Source organism: Nocardiopsis sp. N85 (assembly GCF_028882275.1).
GTDB classification, from domain to species: domain Bacteria; phylum Actinomycetota; class Actinomycetes; order Streptosporangiales; family Streptosporangiaceae; genus Nocardiopsis; species Nocardiopsis lambiniae.
In genome coordinates this window covers 28329-51082 of the sequence record NZ_JARBUT010000031.1, presented here as the reverse complement: position 1 = coordinate 51082, position 22754 = coordinate 28329, and the positions used below count along the sequence as shown (strand labels likewise).

The following is a 22754-nucleotide window of genomic DNA, read 5'->3' as shown; positions in this document are numbered from 1 at the left end:
TCTTCCTTCTTCTTTCATTCTCGATGTCGAGGTCGGCCGCGCGGCGGTGACGTTCGAGGGAGTGCCGGGCCGCGGGCGGTCAGCAGGAGCAGCGCCGCCGCGAGGAGGATCCCGGCGAGGGCGAGCACCCCGGTCGGATTCGTCATGGTCAGGGCCAGCCCTCCGAGCAGGGCACCGAGGGCGATGGCGGCGTTGAAGGCCGCGACGAACAGGGAGGTGGCGGGTTCGGCGGACTGCGGGGCGACGGTGAGCATCCACGTCTGGAGGCCGACCGAGACGCCCCCGTAGGCCAAGCCCCACAGGCCGACCACCAGGAGGGCCGCCCACGGGGTGTGACCGACCGTGGAGAACAGGAGCATCGTCAGCGCGAGCGTCGCCGCGATGGTCCACAGCACCCCGCGCACGTGATCGGCGCCGAGCGTCCCCGCGATGAAGTTGCCGACCAGACCGGCCACACCGAACAGCAGGAGCGCTCCGCCGACCGCCGTGGCGGTCATGCCGGTCTCCTCGTGCAGCAGGGGACGGACGAAGGTGTAGGCGGTGAAGTGCCCGGCCACTAGGAGCAGGGTCAGGATCACGCCGAGCCGGACCCCGCCGTCGCGGCCGAGCAGCAGTCCCCCCAGGTCGGCCGGTCGCAGCGACCGTTCGACGGGCAGGGACGGCACGGCGGCGAGCACCCCGGCCAGGGCGATGAGCCCCAGTAGACCGGCCGCGCCGAAGGGGAGGCGCCACCCGTGCGCCTCGGCGAGCAGCGTGCCGAGCGGCACCCCGACCACCGAGGCGGCGGAGACCCCGCTGAAGATGACCGCCGTGGCCCTGCCGACGTGGCGCGCCGGCACCAGGCGCGGCGCCAGACCTCCGGCGACGGCCCAGAAACCACCGATCGCCGCGCCGATCGCCACCCGGGCGGCGAGCACGGCCGTGAGGCTCGGGCCGACGGCGGTGACGACGTTCCCCGCGATCAGCAGCACGAGCAGGCCCGCCAGGACGAGGCGCCGGTCGAGGCGGCCGATGACGGTCGCGGTGAGCGGCGCGGACACCGCCGCGACGATCCCGGGGACGGTGACCGTCAGGCCCGCGCGGGCCTCCTCGATCCCGAGGTCCCGGGCCATCGGGGTGAGAAGGCCGACGGGCAGCAGTTCGGTCGTCATGAGGGCGAAGATGCCCAGGGTGAGGGCTCCGACGGCCGACCATCCACGGGCTCCGCCCGGTGCGGTCCGCGCCGCCACCGGGGGCGAGGACGGTTCCGGGCTCATCGGATCCTCCTATCAAAGAGTTCCCGGATATTTGATATCGATGATATGTCCATGCCAAGGCCTCCTGTGAGGGGGAGTGGATCGGGGAAGGTCCTACCGGAGCCGCTCGCGGGTGGCCTCCGGGGCCGCCGGGTCACGCTGTTCCACGGTGCGGCGGACGTCGGCGATCGTCTGCTCGGCCAGCGCCGTGCGCCAGGCGAGTTCGGCCTTGCGCATGGCCTGGGAGATCGTGCAGGTGCGCCGGTAGTCGACGTCCGGGCGTCCGCCCGGCCCGTCCTTGAGGATCTGGCGGCAGCGGAAGGCGTCCTCCGGGCCCTCGATCGCGGTGACGACGTCCAGCAGGGTGATCGAGGCCGGATCGCGCCCGAGCCGGAAGCCGCCGCGCGGTCCCGTCGTGGAGATGAGGATGCCGGCCCGGGCCAGGGCCTGGAGGTGCTTGCTCAGGTAGGCCGTCGGCAGTGAGAAGACCTCCGCGAGCCGCGCTGCGGGCACGGCGTCACCGGGGTCGGTCCAGGAGAGGTTGACGCAGGTGTGCAGCGCCCACTCGACCCCTTCGCTCATCTTCATGATCCCGGATGTTATATGTCCTGAATGGCTCGTGGCAACAGGCCGTGCGCCCGTCTTCTCGGCCCGTACGTTCCTTCCGCCCCGTCGGTGGTCCCGGGCCACGCGTTCTTTCGAGTCCGACGGGCCCGGCACCCCCCGGCACCCCCCGGCGCACGGTCCCACCCCGCGCACGGCGACGGCCCCGCCCCCACCCGCCGTGGCCGCCTGCCGCCGTACGGAGGGGGAGCGGGGCCGACACGGGTCACACGCCCCGCGACGCCCTACGGCGTCACCGTCACTCCTTGGGGCGGTTGTCGATGATGCGGCGGAACTTGCCCACCGACCGCTCGATCTGCTCCGGGTCCACCACGTCCACCGTCACGCTCACCCCGACCCGGTCCTTCACCGTCGCGGTGATCTCCCGGGCCAGCGCCTCGCGCCGGTCGGCCGTGCAGTCCGGCGCCGCCTCGATCCGCACCGCCATGCGGTCCAGGCGCCCCTCCTTGGTGAGCACCAGCTGGAAGTGCGGCGCCAGCCCGTCCAGGCCCAGCACGATCTCCTCGATCTGGGTCGGGAACACGTTCACCCCGCGCAGGATGATCATGTCGTCGCTGCGCCCCGTCACCTTGTCCATCCGCCGCATCGGCCGGGCGGTGCCCGGGCGCAGCGTGGTCAGGTCGCGGGTGCGGTAGCGGATGACGGGCATGGCCTGCTTGGTGAGCGAGGTGAAGGCCAGCTCGCCCTCCTCGCCGTCGGGCAGTACCTCGTGGGTGATCGGGTCGAGCACCTCGGGGTAGAAGTGGTCCTCCCAGACGTGCAGGCCGTCCTTGGTCTCCACGCACTCGTTGGCCACGCCCGGACCCATGACCTCCGAGAGCCCGTAGATGTCCACGGCGTGGATGTCGAAGCGCTCCTCGATCTCGGTGCGCATCTTCTCGGTCCAGGGTTCGGCGCCGAAGATGCCGATCTTCAGGGACGTGGTGCGCGGGTCGATGCCCTGGCGCTCGAACTCGTCCATGAGCGTCAGCATGTAGCTGGGCGTCACCATGATGATCTCGGGCTCGAAGTCCTGGATCAGCTGGACCTGCTTGGCCGTCTGCCCGCCCGAGGCCGGGATGACCGTGCAGCCGAGCTTCTCGGCGCCGTAGTGGGCGCCGAGGCCGCCGGTGAACAGCCCGTAGCCGTAGGACACGTGCACCTTGTGCCCCGGGCGGCCGCCGGCCGCGCGGATGGAGCGGGCCACCACGGTCGCCCAGGTGTCGATGTCCTCGCGGGTGTAGCCCACCACGGTGGGCTTGCCGGTGGTGCCGCTGGAGGCGTGGACGCGCGCCACCCTCTCCTGGGGGACCGCGAACATGCCGAACGGGTAGTTGTCGCGCAGGTCGGTCTTGGTGGTGTGGGGGAAGTGCCGCAGGTCCGCGAGTTCCTTCAGGTCCTCGGGGCGCACGCCGACCTCGTCGAATTTCTGCTTGTACAGGGGCACGTTGGTGTAGGCGTGCTCCAGGGTCCACCGCAGCCGGTCGAGCTGGAGGGCCCGCAGCTCGTCGACACCCATGCGCTCGGCCGGATCCAGGGTCTCGGGGGCGGGGCCCTCTCCGAGACGGGGGGTGCTACCGGTGACACCGGTCGACCGCCGGATGGTGTCGTGGCTCGCCATATGAGACTCTCCGTGTGCGAGTGCGCGGTGGGGCCGCCGGGCCGACGCCCGGGAGGGTGGTGCGGGGGTGCGCCGCGCGTTCGAGGTGGGTGTCGGCCCGCTCTGGGGTGGGTCGACTTGCTTACTGACCGAACGTTCGGTTACTAATGCATTAAGTCAGTCTCCGAGATCCGTGTCAAGGAGACCTGTCGGTCAGTTCACTGTCGACGGTGGCGCAGGCCACCGTCAACCATCATGGGAGGCCGTTCGTGAGCGACGTCTATGTGGTCGACGGGGTCCGCACCCCGCAGGGTCGTTACGGCGGCGCCCTCGCCGCGGTCCGCCCCGACGATCTGGCCGCCGTCGTCATCGCCGAGGCGGTCCGCCGCGCCGGGGTCCCCGGGGACGCCGTCGACGAGGTGATCCTGGGCGCCGCCAACCAGGCCGGCGAGGACAACCGCAACGTCGCCCGCATGGCCGCCCTCCTGGCCGGACTGGACCCGCGCGTCCCCGGCTACACCGTCAACCGCCTGTGCGCCAGCGGCCTGACCGCCGTCTCCTCCGCCGCCCAGGCCATCCGCGCCGGTGAGGCCGACGTCGTCGTGGCCGGCGGCGTGGAGTCCATGACCCGCGCCCCCTGGGTGATGGCCAAGCCCGGCACCCCCTGGGCCAAGCCCGGCGAGGTCGCCGACACCTCCCTGGGCTGGCGCTTCACCAACCCGCGCTTCGCCGCCCACGACGCCGACGTCCCCGCCGACGCCTCCCCGGACGACCTGCGCTACACCCTGTCCATGGGAGAGACCGCCGAGGAGGTCGCCGCCCTGGAGGGCATCACCCGCGAGGAGTGCGACGCCTTCGCGCTGGGCAGCCACACCAGGGCGATCGCCGCCGCCGAGGCCGGTCGCTTCGACCGCGAGATCGTCCCCGTGACGGTGACCGGCCGCAAGGGCGCCACCCACGAGGTCACCGTCGACGAGGGCCCCCGCCCCGACACCGACGCGGCCACCCTCGCCGGGCTGCGCCCGGTGTTCCGCAAGGGCGGCATCGTCACCGCCGGTAACTCCTCCTCCCTGTCCGACGGCGCCTCCGCCCTGGTCCTGGCCTCCGCCTCGGCCGTCGAGCGCCACGGCCTCACCCCGCGCGCCCGCGTCGTGGCCTCCGCCTCGGCCGGTGTGCCCCCGCAGATCATGGGCCTGGGCCCGGTCCCCGCCACCGAGAAGGTGCTGGCCCGCGCCGGCTGGACCCTGGACGAGGTCGGCTCCGTCGAACTCAACGAGGCCTTCGCCGCCCAGTCCCTGGGCGTCATGCGGCAGCTCAAGCTCGACGCCGCGCGCGTCAACGCCGACGGCGGCGCCATCGCCCTGGGCCACCCGCTGGGCAGCTCCGGCGCCCGCATCCTCGTCACCCTCCTCAACCGCATGGAGCGCGAGGGCAGTGACCGCGGCCTGGCCACCCTGTGCGTGGGCGTGGGCCAGGGCGCCGCCCTGCTGGTCGAGCGGGTCTGAGGGGACGCACCGTGACCGGACACGAAGAGAAGAACGACTTCACGACCCTGCGCGCGGAGTGGCGCGAGGACCGTGTCGTGGTGGAGCTGCACCGCCCCGAGGCCCGCAACGCCATCAACGGGGCGATGATCGCCGAGCTGCACGAGGTGTGCGCGCGGATCGAGGCCGACCCCCGGCCGCTGCTGCTCACCGGCCACGGCACCGTGTTCGCGGGCGGCGCCGACATCTCCGAGCTGCGCGAACGCGGCCGCGAGCAGGCGCTGGCCGGAATCAACAGCCGCCTGTTCGAGCGCCTGCACCGCCTCAAGGTCCCCACCGTGGCGGCCGTGGACGGCTGGGCACTGGGCGGCGGCGCCGAGCTCTCCTACGCCTGCGACATCCGCATCGCCACGCCCACCGCCGTGTTCGCCCAGCCCGAGCCGGGTCTGGGCATCATCGCCGGGGCCGGCGCCTGCTGGCGGCTCAGGGAGCTGGTGGGCGTCTCGGTCGCCAAGCAGGTGCTGCTGGGCGGCTACCGCCTGGACGCCGAGGCGGCGCTGCGCCACGGCCTGGTCGCCGAGATCGTCCCCTCCGAGGAGCTGCGCGCGAGCGCCCACGCCCTCATCGACCGGATGGCCGCCTCCTCGGCCATGGCCCTGCGCATGACCAAGATGGTGGTGGACGCCGAGGGGCCCCACCCGCTGGCCGACGACCTGACCCAGGCGGTGCTGTTCGAGACCGCCGACAAACACGACCGGATGACCCGGTTCCTGGAGAGGAAGAAGCGTTGAGCACCACCTCCGCCGTTCCCGGCGGCGCGGCCGACACCGCCGTTCCCACGCTCGTCGCCGTCATCGGCGGCGGCACCATGGGCGCCGGTATCGTCCAGCAGTTCCTCACCGCGGGCGCCTCGGTGACCCTGGTCGAGGCCACCGCCGAGGCCGCCGAGGCGGGCCGAGGCCGGGTCGCGGCCGGTCTGGCCGCCTCCCGCGAGCGCGGCAAGATCGACGGTGGGCCCGACGTGTACCTGGCCCGGCTGGCCACCGTCACCGACGCCGCCGACATCCCCGCCGGGACCGGCCTGGTCGTCGAGGCCGTGCCCGAGAGGCCCGAGCTGAAGATCGCCGTCCTCACCGCCGCCGAGGCGGCCGTGGGGGAGGAGACCGTGCTGGCCTCCAACACCAGCTCGCTCTCGGTCACCGAACTGGCCGCCGCGCTCAAGCACCCGCGCCGCTTCCTGGGCACCCACTTCTTCAACCCGGTGCCCGCCTCCAAGCTCGTGGAGATCGTCACCGCCCCGGACACCGACCCCGCAGTCACCGAGGCGGTGCGCGGCTGGGTCGGCGCCCTGGGCAAGACCGAGATCGTGGTCCGCGACGCCCCCGGGTTCGCCACCAGCCGCCTCGGCGTCATGCTCGGCCTGGAGGCCATCCGCATGGTCGAGGAGGAGGTCGCCTCCCCGGCCGACATCGACACCGCCATGGAACTGGGCTACCGCCACCCCATGGGCCCGCTCAGGCTCACCGACCTGGTCGGCCTCGACGTGCGCCTGGCCATCGCCGAGTACCTGGCCGCCGAGTTGGGAGACCGGTTCGCCCCGCCGGAGCTGCTGCGGCGTATGGTCGCGGAGGGGAGGCTCGGCAAGAAGACCGGACAGGGCTTCCACACCTGGAACAAGGGAGAGTAGGGCGTTGAGCGAACAGAGGGCGGCGGAGTTCTCCGAGTCCGACGGGGTGGCCGTGGTGCGGCTGAACCGTCCCGCGCTGACCCGGGAGGTGAAGGAGGAGCTGCTGGCCGCGCTGGGCGAGGCCACCGCCTCCACCACCGCCCGCGCGGTGCTGCTGCTGGGGTCGGACAAGGCGTTCTGCGTCGGCCAGGACCTGGCCGAGCACGCGCGCATCCTTCGGGAGGGGACCGGCCAGGCCTTGAACACCGTGCGCGAGCACTACAACCCGATCGTGCTGACCCTGGAGTCGATCCAGGTGCCGGTGGTGGTCGGCATCGGCGGTGCCTGTGTGGGCGCCGGGATGGGCTTCGCCCTGGCCGGGGACGTCCGGGTGGCGGCCCGCAAGGCCAAGTTCGGCACCGCGTTCACCGGCATCGGCCTGGCCTCGGACTCCGGGCTGGCCCACCGCCTGGTGACCTCGCTGGGGCAGGCGCGCGCCATGGAGCTCATGCTGCTGGGCACCGTGTTCGGCGCCGACCGGGCCCTGGAGCTGGGCCTGGTCACCGAGGTCGTCGACGACGACGCCTGGGAGAAGCGCGCCCGCGAGTTGGCGGCGGTCCTGGCGAGCGGCCCCACCAGCGCGTTCGTCGCCGCCAAGCGCGAGGTGCGCGCGGCGGCCGAGGGCGGCCGTCCCCTCCCCGAACTGCTGGAGGAGGAGGCCGACCTCCAGAACCAGCTCGGGCTCACCGCCGACCACGTGGGGGCCGTCGACGCCTTCCTGGACAAGCGCACGCCCACCTTCACCGGTCACTGACCCGCGACGGGCCGGCGCCGCCCGGCCCGTCCACGGCGGGTCGGCGGTGTCCGACCTGCCGTGATCTCCGCCCGCCCGGACTTGACCCGGGCGGGCGGATCCGTGGATACTAATTACTGACCGAACGTTCGGTTATGAATGGGGAGCGAGCAATGACCGTGACGCAGGAGGCCCGACCCGGTGCCGACGACGCGTTCCAGGCCGATTTCGACGCCAAGATCGCCGCCGATCAGCGCATCGAACCGCGCGACTGGATGCCCGAGGCCTACCGCAGGACCCTCGTGCGCCAGGTCTCCCAGCACGCCCACTCGGAGATCATCGGCATGCAGCCCGAAGGCGACTGGATCGCCTCCGCGCCCAGTCTGCGTCGCAAGGCCATCCTCCTGGCCAAGGTCCAGGACGAGGCGGGCCACGGCCTGTACCTGTACGCCGCCGCCGAGACCCTCGGAGTGGACCGCTCCGACCTCACCACGCGGCTCATCGAGGGCCGCCAGAAGTACTCCTCGATCTTCAACTACCCGTCGCTGAACTTCGCCGACGTCGGCGTCATCGGCTGGCTGGTCGACGGCGCCGCCATCTGCAACCAGGTCCCCCTGTGCCGCAGCTCCTTCGGCCCCTACGCCCGCGCCATGGTGCGCATCTGCAAGGAGGAGTCCTTCCACCAGCGGCAGGGCTACGAGCTGCTCATGCGCATGATGGAGGGCACCGAGGGTCAGCGGCGGATGGTCCAGGACGCCGTCGACCGCTGGTGGTGGCCGTCCCTGATGATGTTCGGCCCGCCCGACGCCGACTCGCCCAACACCGCCCAGTCCATGGCCTGGCGCATCAAGCGCGACACCAACGACGACCTGCGCCAGAAGTTCGTCGACATGAGCGTGCCCCAGGCCGAGAAGCTCGGCGTCACCCTCCCCGACCCCGAACTGGCCTGGAACGACGAGCGCGGCCACTACGACTTCGGCGAGCCCGACTGGGTCGAGTTCAAGCAGGTCGTCTCCGGCGCCGGCCCCAAGAACGCCGAGCGCATCGCCCGCCGCCGGGCCGCCCACGAGAAGGGCGCCTGGGTGCGCGAGGCCGCCACCGCCTACGCCGCCAAGCAGGCCGCCAAGGCCCGCACCACCACGAACCTCCAGGAGGCCTCGGCATGAGCAACGACACCACCGCCACCACCGGGGGGACCGCCTCCGGCGCCGCCCGCCCCGAATGGCCCCTGTACGAGGTGTTCGTCCGCGGCAAGCGCGGACTCAACCACGTCCACGTGGGCTCCCTGCACGCCCCCGACGACACCATGGCGCTGCACAACGCCCGCAACCTGTACACCCGCCGCAACGAGGGCGTCAGCATCTGGGTGGTCCGCGCCGAGCACGTCACCGCGTCCAGCCCCGACGAGAAGGACCCGTTCTTCGCGCCCAGCGGAGACAAGGTCTATCGCCACCCGACCTTCTACCCCATCCCCGAGGACGTCCCGCACATCTAGGCGACGGACCGGGACGACGAGGCTTCGAGGAACAGAACACATGAGCGGCGACAACATTTTCACCGGCCTGGTCGAAGAGCACCAGGGCGACGCCCGCTGGGCCTTCGGCACCGGATTCACCGACGCCCTGGCCGGCGTCGACACCACCCTCCCCGCGGGGGTGGACGGCGCCGATCTGGCCCTGTACTGCCAGATGCTCGGCGACGACGCACTGGTGCAGGCCCAGCGGCTCGTCCAGTGGGTCACCGACGCCCCCGAGCTGGAGGAGGAGGTGGCGCTGGCCAACATCGCCCTGGACCTGCTCGGTCAGGCGCGGCTGCTGCTGGCCCGCGCCGGCCAGGCCGACGGCACCGGGCGTGACGAGGACGCCTTCGCCTACCGGCGCGCGGCGCACGAGTTCCGCAACGTGCGGCTGACCGAGGCTCCGCGCGGCGACTTCGCCCATGCCGTCGTCACCCTGCTCGTGCTCTCCGGCCAGCGGCTGGCGCTGTTCGGCCGGCTGGCCGACAGCACCGACCCCGTGCTCGCCGCCATCGCCGCCAAGGGCGTCAACGAGCTGGCCTACCACCGCGAGTACGCGGTCTCCTGGGCGCTGCGCCTGGGCGACGGCACCCCCTACTCGCACGAGCGCATGGTCGAGGCCGTCGCCGACGTGTGGCCGCTCACCGGCGAACTCTTCGCCACCCACCCGGTCGAGGCCCGCCTCGCCGCCCAGGGCGCGGCCGTGGATCCCGCCACCGTCCGCGACGAGGTCCACGCCGTGCTGACGCGGGTGTTCACCGAGGCCACCCTGGCCGCGCCCGCCCCCTTCCCCGAGGGGACGGTGGCCGGGCGCGACGGTCGGCACACCCCCGCGCTCGCCCCCCTGCTGGACGAACTCCAGAAGGTGGCCCGAGAGCACCCGGAGGCGACGTGGTGACCGCGACACCGGTCCGGGACGTCGAGCGCGCCCGCGCCGCGGCGGCCGCCGTCACCGACCCCGAACTGCCCATGCTGACCCTCGCCGACCTGGGCATCCTGCGCCGGGTGGAGATCGACGAGGAGGGCACCGTCCAGGTGTGGATCACCCCCACCTACTCGGGCTGCCCGGCGCTGGCCGAGATGCGGGTGGACGTGGACCGCGCGGTGCGCGCCGTAGGGTTCGACGCCGTGCGGGTGCGCACCGAGCTGTCCCCGGCGTGGACCACCGACTGGATCACCGACGAGGGCCGGCGCAAGCTCACCGAACACGGCATCTCCCCGCCGGGGGCCGCCCCCCGCCGTGCGGCCGGGCCCGTCCCGCTGACCCTGCTGCCCACCCGGACCGTCCCGCACTGCCCGCTGTGCGGATCGTCCGACACCGAGGAACTGTCCCGGTTCGGCGCGACCTCCTGCAAGTCGCTGCACCGCTGCCGGGCCTGCCTCGAACCGTTCGAGCACGTCAAGGAGATCTGACCGTGACCACACCCGTCACCGACGCCCCCGCGGCCCCGCGTCGCGGGTCGGTGTTCCACCGGCTGCGCGTGGCCGCCGTCGAGAAGCTGTGCGACGACGCCGTCGCCGTCACCTTCGACGTGCCCGACCACCTGGCCGAGGAGTTCGCGTTCACCCCCGGGCAGTCGCTGACCCTGCGCCGGGAGGTCGACGGGGTCGAGGAACGGCGCAGCTACTCCATCTGCGCCCCGGTGGGCGAGGCCCCCCGCGTGGGTGTGCGCCTGGTCGCGGACGGCCTGTTCTCCACCTGGCTGGTGGAGGAGGTGCGCCCCGGCGAGGAGATCGAGGTGGGCGCGCCCACCGGCCGCTTCTGCCCCGACCTGACCGCCGCCGGGCGGCACGTGATGATCGCCGCCGGATCCGGCATCACCCCGATGCTGTCCATGGCCGCGTCGTTGCTGCGCCGCACCGACTCCCACGTCGTCCTGCTGTACGGCAACCGGCGCAGCGACACGGTGATGTTCGCCGACGAGCTGGCCGACCTCAAGGACGTGTTCGGGCCGCGCCTGGAACTGGTGCACGTGCTGTCCCGGGAGCCGCGCGAGACCGAGCTGTTCACCGGACGCCTGGACGGCGCCAAGCTCGACGCGCTGCTGGACACCATCGTCGCGGCCGACGCCGCCGACCACTGGTGGCTGTGCGGGCCCTACGGGATGGTCACCGACGCCCGGCGCGTCCTGGCCGAGCGCGGGGTGTCCGCCGAACGTGTCCACCAGGAACTGTTCTTCGTCGAGGGTGCCGAGCCGCCGCCCCAGGCCCGCCACGACGAGCCCGAGGTGGACGGCCCGTCCAGCGAGGTCACCGTCGTCCTGGACGGCCGCACCACCACGCTGACCCTGCCGCGCGGGGTGCCGGTGCTGGACTCCGCCCAGCGCTACCGGCCCGACCTGCCCTTCGCCTGCAAGGGCGGGGTGTGCGGGACCTGTCGGGTCAAGGTGTGCGGCGGCGAGGTGCGCATGCTGCGCAACTACGCCCTGGACGAGGCCGAGCTGGCGGCCGGGTACGCGCTGTCCTGCCAGGCGCTGCCCGAGACCGACACCGTGACCGTGGACTTCGACTCATGAGCGGCGACGGCGTCGGCGGGACGCGCAACGAGGCCGCCTGGACGATGTTCGAGGCCGACCGGGCCTCCAAGAACCTGGGGATGCGCCTGCTGAGCGCCGACCCGGGGACCGCGGTGGTGGAGATGGCCGTGGGGCCGCTCATGGTCAACGGGCACGGCATCGCCCACGGCGGGTTCGTGTTCACCCTCGCCGACACGGCGTTCGCGTGCGCCTGCAACGTGGACGGGCGCGGGGTGACGGTGGCGTCGGGGGCCGACATCACGTTCGTCGCGCCGGTCCGTGAGGGCGACGTGCTGGTGGCCACGGCCCAGGAACGGACGGTGTTCGGACGCAGCGGCGTCTACGACGTCACGGTGCGCCGGGGCGAGGAGGTCGTCGCCGAGTTCCGGGGGCGCAGTCGCACCCTGCCCGGCCGCACCTGACCCGCGCACGCACGTCGGGGCCGCCCGGGGGATCCCCCGGGCGGCCCCTCGCGCCTCCCGTTCGCCTTCGGTCGCGGGCCTGTCCTTCGACGGTCCTCGCGGGCGGTGTCAGCGCTCGACGACGTGCCGTTCGTTGGGGACGCAGTGGGTCATGGTCAGCCCCGAGACGTCCCGGGGACCGTTGGCGCCGAGGTCGGCCAGACGCCGGCGGTCCTCCTCGGTGAGGTCCTGGCTCTGGAGCGGCTCCAGGTGGGCGACGTCGTCGGGGCCGATGCCCAGACCCTTGCCCACGCGCAGCCCCAGGTCGTCCTCCACCAGCAGGAAGTGCCAGACCATGCGCTCCTGGATGGGCCGGTCGCACTGGGAGAGCAGCGTCGTGAAGTTGTGCACGAGGTCGTCGCGCTCCCACTGCTCCATCAGCAGGTAGCGCTGCCCGGCCTGCCGGTAGTCGTTGGTGCGCGGGATGCGCTTGCGGGTGAGCCTGCCCGTGATCTCCGGGCCCTGCTCGTCGTGCGTCGGGTACTGCCCCTCGCGCAGGCCGCCGGTGATGGACGGCTCGTAGTTGACGTGCGGGTTCTCGCCGGCCGTGTCCTGGTGGTACGTCATCAGGCCGTCGCGCTGGTTGGTGCGCACGTTCGCGTTCTTGGCCTGGTTCACCGGCAGTTGCAGGTAGTTGGGCCCCACCCGGTAACGCTGGGTGTCGCTGTAGGAGAAGGTGCGACCGACCAGCATCTTGTCGTCGGAGAAGTCCAGGCCGTCCACGAGCACACCGGTGCCGAAGGAGATCTGCTCGTTCTCGGCGAAGTTGTTCGACACGTTGCGGTCGAGCACGATCCGCCCCACCGGCTTGGGCGGGAAGTCCTGTTCCGGCCAGGTCTTGGTGTCGTCCAAGGGGTCGAAGTCGAGTTCGGGGTGCTCGTCGTCGCTCATCATCTGCACGAGCAGTTCCCACTCGGGGTACTCGCCCCGGTCGATGGCCTCGTGCAGGTCCCTGGTCGCGTGCCCGGTCTCGGTCGCCTGGACGTTGGCGGCGTCGGCCTCGGTCATGCTGCGCACGCCCTGCTTGGGCATCCACGTGTACTTGACCAGGACGGTCTCGCCCGCCTCGTTGACCCACTTGTAGGTGTTGACGCCGAAACCCTGCTGGTGCCGGTAGTCCGCCGGGATGCCGCGCGGGCTGAACAGGTTGACCAGCATGTGCATGCACTCGGGGGTCTGCGACATGAAGTCGAAGATGCGGTTGGGCTCCTGCCGGAAGGTCACCGGGTCCGGCTTGAGGGCGTGGATGACGTCCGGGAACTTGATGGCGTCGCGGATGAAGAACACCGCGAGGTTGTTGCCCACCAGGTCCCAGTTGCCGTCCTCGGTGTAGAACTTGATCGCGAACCCGCGCGGGTCGCGGGCGCACTCGGAGGAGTCCCGTCCACCGATGACCGTGGAGAAGCGCAGGGCGATGTCGGTGCGCTTGCCCTTGCCCTGGAAGAGCTTGGCGCGCGTGTACCGCTCGATCGGCTCGTCGCCCCACGCGCCGTAGGACTCGAAGTACCCGAAGGCGGTCACACCCCGGGCGTGCACCACCCGTTCGGGGATGCGCTCCCGGTCGAAGTGGCTGATCTTCTCCAGGAACTGGTAGTTCTCCAGGGTGGCGGGCCCCCGCTCGCCGACCGTTCGCTGGTTCTGGTTGTCGTGGACGGGATGCCCCTGGCGGTTGGTGAGCACCTCGCGGTCGTCCCCCGACCGCGGTCCCTGGCTGGATACGTCCGTCATGCGAGTGGTCCCCCACCTCTCGTCGTGTCCGTTCTCCAAGGCCCCCTGCCCACTATCGGGCGGAGGGATTCACCCGTGGGAGAGAAATGGACGAGTTCTTGCCCATCGGAGGTGGTGACCGGGAGCGGACGGCGTCGGGGACGATCCCCGGGGACACCCGGTAGGTCTCCGACATCGGACAGGGGTTTTACCGGGGCACTGGGGCGGGTGTGGACACGGAGGTGCCCGGGGGCGCCGTCGGGTGGGGACGGCGCGCTCCCGGGCACAGGCCGAACCCATGTCCCCCAACATGGGCCCAGCGGGCGCGGCCGGGCTGCACGGGGTGCGGTCCGGCCGCTGGGAAGGCGAACGTGGCGGTCGGGTACGTGCCGGAAACCCCCATCGCCGGCACGAGCGCTCACGTTCGCGCATGGTCTCGCTGTCACGCTCTCGGATCCCGCTGCGGGTTCCGTCCGCGTTCACCTGAGAGAACGCCCCGGAAGGGGTGGATGTTCCCGGCTAGCACGTTTCATGAGAGATGTCCAGGTCACACTTTCGTACCCTCGCCCCCGCACGCACCGGCCGGACGCCCGTCCCGCCGGTGATCCGGTTCTGCCCGGGCGCCGGCCCCTCGATGATCCTCCGCCGAGGCCGAAGCCGTGAGGCCGGGGAAGGAGGCGTGCACCGTGCGGACCGAGGCCGCGCGCGTCGGTGTGCGCGAAGCGCGTTGTAGCGTCGTGCGCACCGGATCCCCACGATCGAGGCAAAGGCCGTTCATGCGCACTCGCGTTCTCGTCCCCCCGCCGTGCGGCGACACCGTGGTCGTCGAACCGGCGGGTGGGACGCCGCCGTCCACGCTCCACCCGGCCCGTGCCCGGACCGAGGGGGGACCGTCCGAAGGGACCCGGGGCGCGGTCACGGTCCGCGCCTCCCGGATCTCCGGGGCGGCCCGTTTCCACACCCGTGTCGAGACCGACGCCCCGCACCCGGGCGCCCCGACCGATGGGGCGGGGGCGGACGGCCGTGGCTGACCGGACCGTCGGCATCGTCGGCGCGGGCATCGTCGGACTCGCCGTCGGCCGCGAGATCGGCCTGCGACGCCCCGGCACCCGCGTCGTCGTCTTCGAGAAGGAGGACCGGGTCGCCGCCCACCAGACCGGCCACAACTCCGGGGTGGTCCACGCCGGCATCTACTACGAGCCCGGCGGACTCAAGGCGCGCCTGTGCACACGCGGCCGCGACCTGCTGCGCGGGTACTGCGCCGACCGGGGTCTGCCCTACGAGGAGTGCGGGAAACTCGTCGTCGCCGTCACCGAGGACGAGGTGGCGCGCCTCGACGCCCTGCACACCCGGGCCGACGACAACGCCGTCCCCGGGCTGCGCAGGATCGGGCCCGAGGAGATCGGTGAGATCGAGCCGCACACCATCGGCCTGGCGGCCCTGCACTCACCGCGCACCGCCATCACCGACTACCCCCGGATCTGCGGGTCCTTCGCCGAGGACATCGCCGCCGCCGGAGGGGAGATCCGGCTCGGTGCCCCGGTCACCGCCGTGCGACCCGACGGTGCGGGGCTGCGGGTCATCGCCGGCGGAGAGGACACGCGTGTGGACGAACTGATCGTGTGCGCCGGCCTGCACGGAGACCTCGTCTCCCGGGCCGCCGGGGACGAGGTCGGCCCGCGCATCGTGCCGTTCCGCGGGGAGTACATGCTGGTGCGCCCGGAGAAGGCGCACATGGTGCGCGGTCTCGTCTACCCCGTGCCCGATCCCCGTTACCCCTTTCTCGGCGTGCACTTCACCCGACGGGTCTCCGGGGACGTCGAGGTGGGCCCCAACGCCGTCCTCGCGTTCGCCCGCGAAGGCTATCGGCGTTCCGACATTCGCCTCTCCGATCTGGGCGACATGTTCACCTGGCCCGGTTTCTGGGCCATGGGGCTCCGCCACTGGCGCACCGGGATCGGCGAGATGTACGGGTCGTTCTCCACGCGCGCCTACATGCGGGCGGCACGTCGCTATGTCCCCGACATCGGACCGGCCGACGTGGTGCGGGGCGGGTCGGGCGTGCGCGCCCAGGCCCTGGACCGCGACGGCTCCCTGGTCGACGACTTCCGCGTGCACCGGTTCGGCCGGGTCACCGCCGTGCGCAACGCGCCCTCGCCCGCGGCCACGTCCTGCATGGCCATCGCCGAGCACATCGTCGACATCGTGCACGGCGGGAACGGTCGCCCGCCCGTCTGACCCTCCGTGCCCCCGTCGAGCCGCGGCGCCACCCGCCGCGCGAGCGGGGCGTGCCGCGCGAACGTCCGCCGGCCTCCGGGTACCGGAGCGCCGGACCGGACGAGGACGGCCGACGGCGCGCCGAGCACACCTGGACCGCGCGGTCGAACGGGAGCGGGACCCGGCCGCGAGCGGTGGCCGACCGATGTGAACGGTTCCGGTGAGGGGGGCGTCACAAACGTCGAGACGGGTCACCCCGTGCGCGACGTCGAAGAGCCGGAGACCGTATGAGCACCTCCCTCACCCCCGAACCGGGCCTCCCCGAACCGGGCGCCCCCGCCGGACCGCCGGTCGGCCTGACGCCCCTGCTCGCGGGCGATCCCCGTTCTCTGGGCCCCTACCGGCTGGTGGGCCGGATCGGCGCGGGCGGGATGGGCGCCGTCTACGGCGGGATGGACCCCTCGTCCGGGCGCTGCGTCGCGGTCAAGACCGTGCACGTCCGGTACGCCCGCGAACGCCGCTACCGGGAGGCGTTCGCCCGCGAGGTGGGCATGCTGGCCCGCGCCCACGGCATCGGCACCGCCGAACTCTACGCGGCCGACGTCGACGCCACGGTGCCCTGGCTGGCCTTCGAGTACATCCCCGGCCGTGACCTGCGCGCCCACGTGCGGGCCTTCGGTCCCCTGGAGGGGGAGATGCTGCGGGCGTTCGCCGTCGGCACCGCCGAGGGTCTGGCCGCACTGCACGCCGCCGGGATCGCCCACCGCGACATCAAACCCGGCAACGTGGTGCTGTCCCCGACCGGACCCAAGATCGTCGACTTCGGTATCGCCACCGAGATCGGCGCCGACCGCTCCACCGACCGTTCCGCCTCCTACGGCACCCCGGGTTGGGTGGCGCCCGAACGCTACACCGGGGTCACCGCGGCCCCGGCCGCCGACGTGTTCGCGTGGGGAGGACTGGTGGCCTTGGCCGCCACCGGCCGCGATCCCTTCGGGCAGGGCACGCCCCAGGAACTGCGGGCCCGGGTCGAGGCCGGGGACCACGACGTCGACGGGGTCCCCGAGACCCTCCGCCCCCTGGTGGAGGCGGCGTTGTCCGTGGACCCGGAGGCGCGTCCGCGCGCCGTGGCGCTGATGCGCGACCTGCTGCCCGAACCGGCGGAGGTCGGCCTGGCCGGTGAGGAGCGGGTGCCGGCCGCACGGACCCTGCGGGCGCTGCTGGACGCCCACTGGCGCGGTGTCGACGCCGCCGGACACGACCCGCTGCGCTGGGCGGGCGCGCTCGGGCTGACCTCGGCGGTCGGCCTGGCCGGTACCGCCCTGCTCTCCGGGACCGGCACGGGGACCGGGGGAGCGGGAGCGGCGGCCGCGGGGACCGCCGGAGGGGCCGCCACGACCGGTACCGCCGCCTCCGGAGCCACGGCGAGCGGCGGCGTGATCACCGGCCACACGGCCACCGGGGCCGCAGCCGGAACCCAGGGCGGCGGAGTACTGACCACCGTGGCCGGCTCCAAGGTGGCGACGGCGAGCGCCGGTGTGCTCCTCGCGGGGGGCCTGGCCACCGGGGGCTACCTGATCTACGACCAGGTCGCCGGCGGCCCGGAGGAGGTGGTGCTCACCGCCGCCGGGGTCCTGGAGGAGGGGGAGGGGTTCACCGCCCGGGTGGAGCGTTCACCCGTCGGCGGAGGCGGGCCGGTCGTCGAGGAGTACGCCTATTCGGCGGAGGGGCGGACCTTCCTCATGAGGGGAGAGGCGATGGGGGAGGGGACGGTCGCCGCCGCCGTCCATCGCGGCGAGCTGTACGTGTACGCCCCGCGCACGGAGGACCTCTCCATCGGGACCTGGTACGACTCGGCCGGGAGCGTGCCGGTCGACGCGAGCGTGACCGCCGACTCCGTCTCGTCCGCCCTGGTGACGAATCCGCTGCGGGCTCTGGCCGAGTCGGGCCGGGTGACGAGGGAGGAGGGGGAGGGCGTGTACTCCGGGCCGACCACGCTCGGGATCCTGGACGGGGGCGTGCTGACCGAGTCGGAGGCGGTCGGTCGGGTGGAGGTCGGCGGCGACGGAGCGCCGGTGCGGGCCGAGTACACCACCGACCGGTGGGAGGTGCGGATCGACTTCACCGCCACGGACGGGCCGGTCGTGGTGGAGGACCCGCAGCTGTCGTCCGTCGGGGACGGGTTCGGCTGGGCCGCTGTCCACGCGCCGGTGTGCGGGAGCGTGTCCATGGCCGGCCGGGAGTGGGACGTCCAGGCCAGCGGTTGGGAGGTGGACTGCGAGTACGCGATGGGGGTGTCGGAGATGATGAACGACGCCGAGTTCTACGGGGAGAACGCCGATCCGGGGCGTGCCGAGGTCCTGCGCGGCTACAGCGGGACCGGCGGTACCACCTGGCTGGTCGACGAGGCGATGGCCTGCTCCATCTTCCGTCGTGACCTCGGCGGGACGATCGAGGGGCGCACCTTCTTCCTCTCGCCCTGCACGCCGGTCACCGTCGTGGGCGAATCCGACGAGGACCCGCTCTTCTCCTTCGTGGAGGTGGAGTTCGGGGGCAGGACCCTGATCGACTACCACGAACGGGCCTGACGGGCCGAACGTGTCGGGGGCCGCCGCGCGGTGGCGGCGACCCCCGGACACAGGCCGGGCCCGCGTCCCCCAACGCGGGCCCGGCGGGCGCGGCCAGAAGCACTGAGTGCGGTCCGGCCGCTGGGAGGCGAACGTGGCGATGATCTCGTGTCGGAAACCCCCATTGCCGACACGAACGCGCACGTTCGCGCATGGTCTGTGATGTGGCGCCTCGGGGACCTTCAGGGTGGTGTGCGGGTGTTCGGGGTCTGCGGGGTTCTTCGGTCCGGGGTTTCGGGGCGCTTCATAGAGGAGAACGCTTCGTACAGGTGAGGTGTTCCCCGTGAGAACGCGGATTTTCGCGCCGCCCGGTAAAAAGCCGGTGCGGACAGGGCCACGGAATCCCTAAGCTCCCCTTCGCGCGGGTTCCCGCGACACGAACGGAGAAGGTGATCGGTGTGGCCGGGGTCATGACGCTGTGGCGTCCGACGGGTCCGGAGGAGCTCGCGCTGGTGCGCGCCTCGGGGTGGCGGGAGTGGCCGCCGCGCCTTCCGGAGCAGCCGATCTTCTACCCGGTCCTCAACGAGGACTACGCGGTGCGCATCGCCCGCGAGTGGAACCTGCCCCGGGACGGTGAGGGGCACGTGACCCGCTTCGACGTGGACGCCGACTTCGCCGCCCGCTATCCGGTGCGCCAGGTGGGCGGGAGCACGATCCTCGAACTGTGGGTGCCCGCCGAGGAACTGGCGGAGTTCAACGCGCACCTGGTGGGACCGATCCGCCTGGTGCGGTCCTTCCTGCCCGAGGACCCCGAGGGCGTGCGGGGTCGAGGGCCCGACCCGGGGGAGGCGGACACGCCGGGGTCCCGGACCGTCGAGTTCGGGGACCAGCGGGCCTGATCCGGATCGGGCCCGCCGGCGCGTCGTCGACCCCGGCGTCCTCGACGGGACCGTTACCGCCGCGTTCCCGGACGTGATCCGGGCGGCACGGTCGGCGAGGTGGGGGCGAAGACCGGCTGCCCCGTCCGGTTCCGGGGCGCAACGGGCCGGGGCTCGGCGTTCCGGGGTACGGGACGTCTGGGGACGGTGCCTTCACGGCCGTGTCGACGCGATGTCGGCACGGCCGTCCGTGCGTTCGGGCTCAGGCCTCGCCGAGGCGCAGCGCGGGGGCCAGGTCGGGGTCCAGGCTGCTCAGCGTCATCATGACGTCGGCGAGCGCGTCGCCCAGGACCACGGGCTGACGCGTGTCGTCGGTGGTGTGTTCGCGGTCGTCGGGTCGGTGGTGGGGAAGCCGCCGGGGGTCGAGGGTCACGGACATGCGGTTTCGGGCGCGGGTCGAGGGCGCGCCCTCCTCCTTCGGTGTGTTCGACGTCCTCGTCGTCCGGCCGACCATGACTCCGGGTGACCGGATCTGTGTCGGCTTTACCAGGAATAGCAGGTGCGGATGACATTCTGCGGATACGGAGAGTGCCTGTGGATGAACGGGGTCGGTCGTCACGGACACACGAGGGGAATAGGCGACCGGTCACCGTGGTTCGGGCATGGTAGTTTCTGGGGAAACTACTTCTTGGAAAGCTACTTCGGGAGCAGGCCATGCAGTTCGGAATCTTCTCGGTCGGCGACGTGACCACCGACCCCACCACCGGACGGACACCCACCGAGCACGAGCGCATCAAGGCCATGGTCGAGATCGCGCTCAAGGCCGAAGAGGTCGGGCTCGACGTCTTCGCCACCGGTGAGCACCACAACCCGCCGTTCGTGCCGTCCTCGCCGACGACCATGCTCGGCTACATCGCGGCCAGGACCGAGCGGATCGTCCTGTCGACGGCGACCACCCTCATCACCACCAACGACCCGGTGAAGATCGCCGAGGACTACGCCTTCCTCCAGCACCTCGCCGACGGCCGGGTGGACCTGATGATGGGTCGCGGCAACACCGGACCCGTCTACCCCTGGTTCGGTTACGACATCCGTGAGGGCATCCCCATGGCCCTGGAGCACTACAACCTGCTCCACCGACTCTGGCGCGAGGACGTCGTGGACTGGGAGGGCAGATTCCGTACACCGCTCCAGGGCTTCACCGCCACCCCGCGTCCCCTCGACGGCGTCCCGCCGTTCGTCTGGCACGGCTCCATCCGCAGCCCGGAGATCGCCGAGCAGGCCGCCTACTACGGTGACGGCTTCTTCCACAACAACATCTTCTGGCCCGCCACCCACACCAAGAAGCTCATCTCCCTGTACCGCCGCCGCTACGAGCACTACGGCCACGGCAAGGCAGACCAGGCCATCGTCGGCCTGGGCGGGCAGGTGTTCATGCGCAAGAACTCCCAGGACGCCGTCAAGGAGTTCCGGCCCTACTTCGACCACGCTCCCGTCTACGGCGGCGGCCCCTCCCTGGAGGAGTTCACCCGCGAGACGCCCCTGACCGTCGGCAGCCCGCAGCAGGTCATCGACCGGACCCTGACCTTCCGTGACATGTTCGGCGACTACCAGCGTCAGCTCTTCCTCATGGACCACGCCGGACTGCCGCTCAAGACCGTCCTGGAGCAGCTGGACCTGCTGGGCGAGGAGGTCGTCCCGGTGCTGCGCGAGGAGTTCGCCGCCAAGCGACCCGCCCGCGTCCCCGACGCACCCGTCCACGCCTCTCTGCTCGCCGCCAAGCGGGCCGAGGAGGAGAACCCGGAGGTCCCGGCATGACCGTCCGCCGCATCGTCACCGTCTCGGCGGGGCTGAGCACCCCGTCGTCCACCCGACTGCTCGCCGACCGGCTCACCGCCGCCACCGAACGCGCCCTGGGCGACAAGGGGATCCGTGCCGAGGTGCGCACGGTGGAACTGCGCGAGCTCGCCCACGACGTCATGAACGCCATGGTCACCCAGGTGCCCACCGGCGAGCTGCCGGGCGTGCTGGCCGACGTGGCCGACGCCGACGGGATCATCGCGGTCACGCCGGTGTTCAACGCCTCCTACAGCGGGCTGTTCAAGTCGTTCTTCGACGTGATCGAACCCGGTGTGCTGGACTCCGTCCCGGTGCTCATCGGGGCCACGGGCGGCAGCCCGCGCCACTCTCTGGTGCTGGAGCACGCCCTGCGGCCGATGTTCTCCTACGCCCGCGCGCTGGTCGTCCCGACCGGGGTGTACGCGGCCTCGGAGGACTGGGGCTCGGGCGACGGGGGCGCCCGTGAGCTCAACGAGCGCGTCGAACGGGCCGGCCGCCAGTTGGCGCTGTCGGCCGCCGACCACGAGAAGCGCGACGACGATCCCTACGGGGAACCGGTCGCCTTCGCCGACCTCATGTCCGGCCTGGGCACCTGACCCGCCCCGCGCGGCCCCGGGCCCCGGCTCGGCGGCCCGGGGCCGCGTTCGGGGCCGCCCGACCGTCAACGGCGCGCCCGCCCCGGCCGTCCGCGCCTTCCCGCGGGCGCCGGATCCCACGCGCCGGGCCGCCGACCTCGCCCGTCGGGCCCTCTTGCTCTCCATCGTCCGACAGGGGGGACGGTCCGGAGCGCGACGACCGGTGCTCCGCCGTGGATCGCGCGTCAGGCCGGCGCGACCTTCTCCGGCGCGCTCGGAAGGTGGGGGATCCCGGCTCGGAGGACCGGGTCGCACCCCTCGCCTTCGCGAACGGACTCCCGGCCCCCGCGATCCGAACGGTGTTCGGTAAAGTGGCCCGCATGGATTCCGTGCTCATCTACAGCGAGGTCCAAGGGCGCCTGCTCGCCCTGGCCGACGAACTCGACGCCGCAGCCCTGGACACCACCGTCCCCGCCTGCCCGGCGTGGACCGTGCGGCAGACCTACGCCCACCTGGCGGGACTGTGCGTCGACGTGGCCGCCGGAACCTTCACCCCGCCCGCCACCGACGAGGTCACCGCCCGCCAGGTCGCCGAGCGGGAAGGGCGGGACATCGCCGCCCTCTGCGACGAGTGGCGCGCGGCGACCCCCGCCCTCCTGGACCTGCTGGGCACCGAGACGCGCCTGCGCTACCGGCTGCCCGCCGTGGACGTGTGGACCCACGAGAACGACATCCACGGCGCCCTGGGCATGGCGCCCGCCACCGGCCACGCCGACGCCCTGCTCGACTTCGCCCTGACCGGCCTGGGTCGGGCCTGGGCGGGGCGGACACCCGGGCTCACCGTCACCGCCACCGACGTCGACCGTTCCTGGACCATGGGGGAGGGCGACGGCCCGCACTGGCGCGGCACCGCCTTCGAGCTGTACCGCGCCCTCATGGGCCGGCGCACCCCCGGACAGATCGCCGCCATGGACTGGGCCGGGGACCCCACGCCGATCCTGGGCGCCCTGTCCCTGCTGCCCGCCGCCGAGGAACCCCTCGGCGTCTGAGCCGGCCCCCGCGATGGCGTGGCCCTCCGTCCCCGGCGACCTGCGACG

The 22754-nt window shown here is 72.5% G+C and carries 20 protein-coding genes and 1 pseudogene; 16 read left to right on the top strand and 5 right to left on the bottom strand.

Going from position 1 to position 22754, the window contains the following annotated elements; all coding sequences use genetic code 11:
- Window positions 1-14 precede the first annotated feature (14 nt).
- The 3 genes from PWG71_RS27830 to paaK form a co-directional block, all read right to left on the bottom strand.
- Window positions 15-1256, bottom strand: a complete 1242-nt coding sequence (locus PWG71_RS27830) for an MFS transporter (protein ID WP_274813029.1) — start codon at window positions 1254-1256, stop codon at window positions 15-17.
- A gap of 93 nt (window positions 1257-1349) precedes the next feature.
- Window positions 1350-1823, bottom strand: a complete 474-nt coding sequence (locus PWG71_RS27825; RefSeq protein WP_274813028.1) for an RrF2 family transcriptional regulator — start codon at window positions 1821-1823, stop codon at window positions 1350-1352.
- A gap of 274 nt (window positions 1824-2097) precedes the next feature.
- Window positions 2098-3459, bottom strand: coding sequence for a phenylacetate--CoA ligase PaaK (gene paaK, locus PWG71_RS27820; protein ID WP_274813026.1), 1362 nt, complete (start codon window positions 3457-3459; stop codon window positions 2098-2100).
- 248 nt (window positions 3460-3707) lie between these two features.
- Between paaK and PWG71_RS27815 the strand changes: the two genes are divergently transcribed.
- From PWG71_RS27815 to paaI, 10 genes are all read left to right on the top strand, one after another.
- The gene (locus tag PWG71_RS27815; protein WP_274813025.1) at window positions 3708-4943 is read left to right on the top strand and encodes a thiolase family protein; all 1236 of its coding nucleotides are present in this window, start codon (window positions 3708-3710) and stop codon (window positions 4941-4943) included.
- Window positions 4944-4954: 11 nt separating this feature from the next.
- Window positions 4955-5713, top strand: a complete 759-nt coding sequence (locus PWG71_RS27810; protein WP_274813024.1) for an enoyl-CoA hydratase/isomerase family protein — start codon at window positions 4955-4957, stop codon at window positions 5711-5713.
- A complete protein-coding gene (locus PWG71_RS27805) occupies window positions 5710-6609 on the top strand; it encodes a 3-hydroxyacyl-CoA dehydrogenase family protein (protein WP_274813023.1) in 900 nt (299 codons plus the stop codon). The genes PWG71_RS27810 and PWG71_RS27805 overlap by 4 nt, the downstream gene beginning before the upstream one ends.
- 4 nt (window positions 6610-6613) lie before the next feature.
- On the top strand, window positions 6614-7402 hold the full coding sequence (locus PWG71_RS27800; protein WP_274813022.1) for an enoyl-CoA hydratase/isomerase family protein: 789 nt from the start codon (window positions 6614-6616) through the stop codon (window positions 7400-7402).
- 152 nt (window positions 7403-7554) lie between these two features.
- Window positions 7555-8547: a 1,2-phenylacetyl-CoA epoxidase subunit PaaA gene (gene paaA / locus PWG71_RS27795; RefSeq protein ID WP_274813020.1), complete on the top strand. Its 993-nt coding sequence runs from the start codon at window positions 7555-7557 to the stop codon at window positions 8545-8547.
- Window positions 8544-8876 (top strand): 1,2-phenylacetyl-CoA epoxidase subunit PaaB, encoded by a 333-nt coding sequence (gene paaB / locus PWG71_RS27790; RefSeq protein WP_274813019.1) that lies wholly within the window; start codon window positions 8544-8546, stop codon window positions 8874-8876. Before paaA ends, paaB begins: the two co-directional genes overlap by 4 nt.
- 40 nt (window positions 8877-8916) lie before the next feature.
- Window positions 8917-9795: a 1,2-phenylacetyl-CoA epoxidase subunit PaaC gene (paaC, locus tag PWG71_RS27785; protein WP_274813018.1), complete on the top strand. Its 879-nt coding sequence runs from the start codon at window positions 8917-8919 to the stop codon at window positions 9793-9795.
- Entirely contained in the window at window positions 9789-10310 is a 522-nt protein-coding gene (gene paaD, locus PWG71_RS27780) for a 1,2-phenylacetyl-CoA epoxidase subunit PaaD (RefSeq protein WP_446725109.1), read from the top strand. The genes paaC and paaD overlap by 7 nt, the downstream gene beginning before the upstream one ends.
- 2 nt (window positions 10311-10312) lie before the next feature.
- Entirely contained in the window at window positions 10313-11413 is a 1101-nt protein-coding gene (paaE, locus tag PWG71_RS27775) for a 1,2-phenylacetyl-CoA epoxidase subunit PaaE (RefSeq protein WP_274813016.1), read from the top strand.
- Window positions 11410-11835 (top strand): hydroxyphenylacetyl-CoA thioesterase PaaI, encoded by a 426-nt coding sequence (paaI, locus tag PWG71_RS27770; protein ID WP_274813015.1) that lies wholly within the window; start codon window positions 11410-11412, stop codon window positions 11833-11835. The genes paaE and paaI overlap by 4 nt, the downstream gene beginning before the upstream one ends.
- 108 nt (window positions 11836-11943) lie before the next feature.
- Here paaI and PWG71_RS27765 read toward each other — a convergent pair whose 3' ends face one another.
- A complete protein-coding gene (locus PWG71_RS27765) occupies window positions 11944-13602 on the bottom strand; it encodes a catalase (protein WP_274813014.1) in 1659 nt (552 codons plus the stop codon).
- Window positions 13603-14604: 1002 nt separating this feature from the next.
- Between PWG71_RS27765 and lhgO the strand changes: the two genes are divergently transcribed.
- From lhgO to PWG71_RS27750, 3 genes and pseudogenes are all read left to right on the top strand, one after another.
- Window positions 14605-15819 (top strand): L-2-hydroxyglutarate oxidase, encoded by a 1215-nt coding sequence (gene lhgO, locus PWG71_RS27760; RefSeq protein ID WP_274813012.1) that lies wholly within the window; start codon window positions 14605-14607, stop codon window positions 15817-15819.
- Between the two features lie 266 nt (window positions 15820-16085).
- Window positions 16086-18386, top strand: a complete 2301-nt coding sequence (locus PWG71_RS27755; protein WP_274813011.1) for a serine/threonine-protein kinase — start codon at window positions 16086-16088, stop codon at window positions 18384-18386.
- Between the two features lie 449 nt (window positions 18387-18835).
- A pseudogene (locus tag PWG71_RS27750) lies at window positions 18836-19174 on the top strand (ADP-ribosylation/crystallin J1); the annotation flags it as partial.
- A gap of 331 nt (window positions 19175-19505) precedes the next feature.
- On the opposite strand, the gene PWG71_RS27745 reads toward PWG71_RS27750, so the two are convergent.
- Window positions 19506-19682 (bottom strand): hypothetical protein, encoded by a 177-nt coding sequence (locus PWG71_RS27745; RefSeq protein WP_274813010.1) that lies wholly within the window; start codon window positions 19680-19682, stop codon window positions 19506-19508.
- Between the two features lie 275 nt (window positions 19683-19957).
- Between PWG71_RS27745 and PWG71_RS27740 the strand changes: the two genes are divergently transcribed.
- The 3 genes from PWG71_RS27740 to PWG71_RS27730 all read left to right on the top strand — a co-directional run bounded on the left by PWG71_RS27740 (window position 19958) and on the right by PWG71_RS27730 (window position 22706).
- Window positions 19958-21061 (top strand): LLM class flavin-dependent oxidoreductase, encoded by a 1104-nt coding sequence (locus tag PWG71_RS27740; RefSeq protein WP_274813009.1) that lies wholly within the window; start codon window positions 19958-19960, stop codon window positions 21059-21061.
- Window positions 21058-21678 carry an FMN reductase gene (locus tag PWG71_RS27735; protein WP_274813008.1) on the top strand — a complete coding sequence of 207 codons (621 nt, stop codon included), beginning with the start codon at window positions 21058-21060 and terminating at the stop codon, window positions 21676-21678. The genes PWG71_RS27740 and PWG71_RS27735 overlap by 4 nt, the downstream gene beginning before the upstream one ends.
- A gap of 359 nt (window positions 21679-22037) precedes the next feature.
- Window positions 22038-22706, top strand: a complete 669-nt coding sequence (locus PWG71_RS27730; RefSeq protein WP_274813007.1) for a maleylpyruvate isomerase family mycothiol-dependent enzyme — start codon at window positions 22038-22040, stop codon at window positions 22704-22706.
- Window positions 22707-22754: the final 48 nt, after the last annotated feature.

Coding starts and splice junctions, on each gene's coding strand:
- PWG71_RS27755 (WP_274813011.1), top strand. CDS start 16,086: ATGAGCACCTCCCTCACCCCCGAACCGGGCCTCCCCGAACCGGGCGCC.
- paaB (WP_274813019.1), top strand. CDS start 8,544: ATGAGCAACGACACCACCGCCACCACCGGGGGGACCGCCTCCGGCGCC.
- PWG71_RS27740 (WP_274813009.1), top strand. CDS start 19,958: ATGCAGTTCGGAATCTTCTCGGTCGGCGACGTGACCACCGACCCCACC.
- paaC (WP_274813018.1), top strand. CDS start 8,917: ATGAGCGGCGACAACATTTTCACCGGCCTGGTCGAAGAGCACCAGGGC.
- paaI (WP_274813015.1), top strand. CDS start 11,410: ATGAGCGGCGACGGCGTCGGCGGGACGCGCAACGAGGCCGCCTGGACG.
- PWG71_RS27830 (WP_274813029.1), bottom strand. CDS start 1,256: ATGAGCCCGGAACCGTCCTCGCCCCCGGTGGCGGCGCGGACCGCACCG.
- PWG71_RS27765 (WP_274813014.1), bottom strand. CDS start 13,602: ATGACGGACGTATCCAGCCAGGGACCGCGGTCGGGGGACGACCGCGAG.
- PWG71_RS27730 (WP_274813007.1), top strand. CDS start 22,038: ATGGATTCCGTGCTCATCTACAGCGAGGTCCAAGGGCGCCTGCTCGCC.
- paaK (WP_274813026.1), bottom strand. CDS start 3,459: ATGGCGAGCCACGACACCATCCGGCGGTCGACCGGTGTCACCGGTAGC.
- PWG71_RS27745 (WP_274813010.1), bottom strand. CDS start 19,682: ATGTCCGTGACCCTCGACCCCCGGCGGCTTCCCCACCACCGACCCGAC.
- PWG71_RS27825 (WP_274813028.1), bottom strand. CDS start 1,823: ATGAAGATGAGCGAAGGGGTCGAGTGGGCGCTGCACACCTGCGTCAAC.
- paaA (WP_274813020.1), top strand. CDS start 7,555: ATGACCGTGACGCAGGAGGCCCGACCCGGTGCCGACGACGCGTTCCAG.
- PWG71_RS27735 (WP_274813008.1), top strand. CDS start 21,058: ATGACCGTCCGCCGCATCGTCACCGTCTCGGCGGGGCTGAGCACCCCG.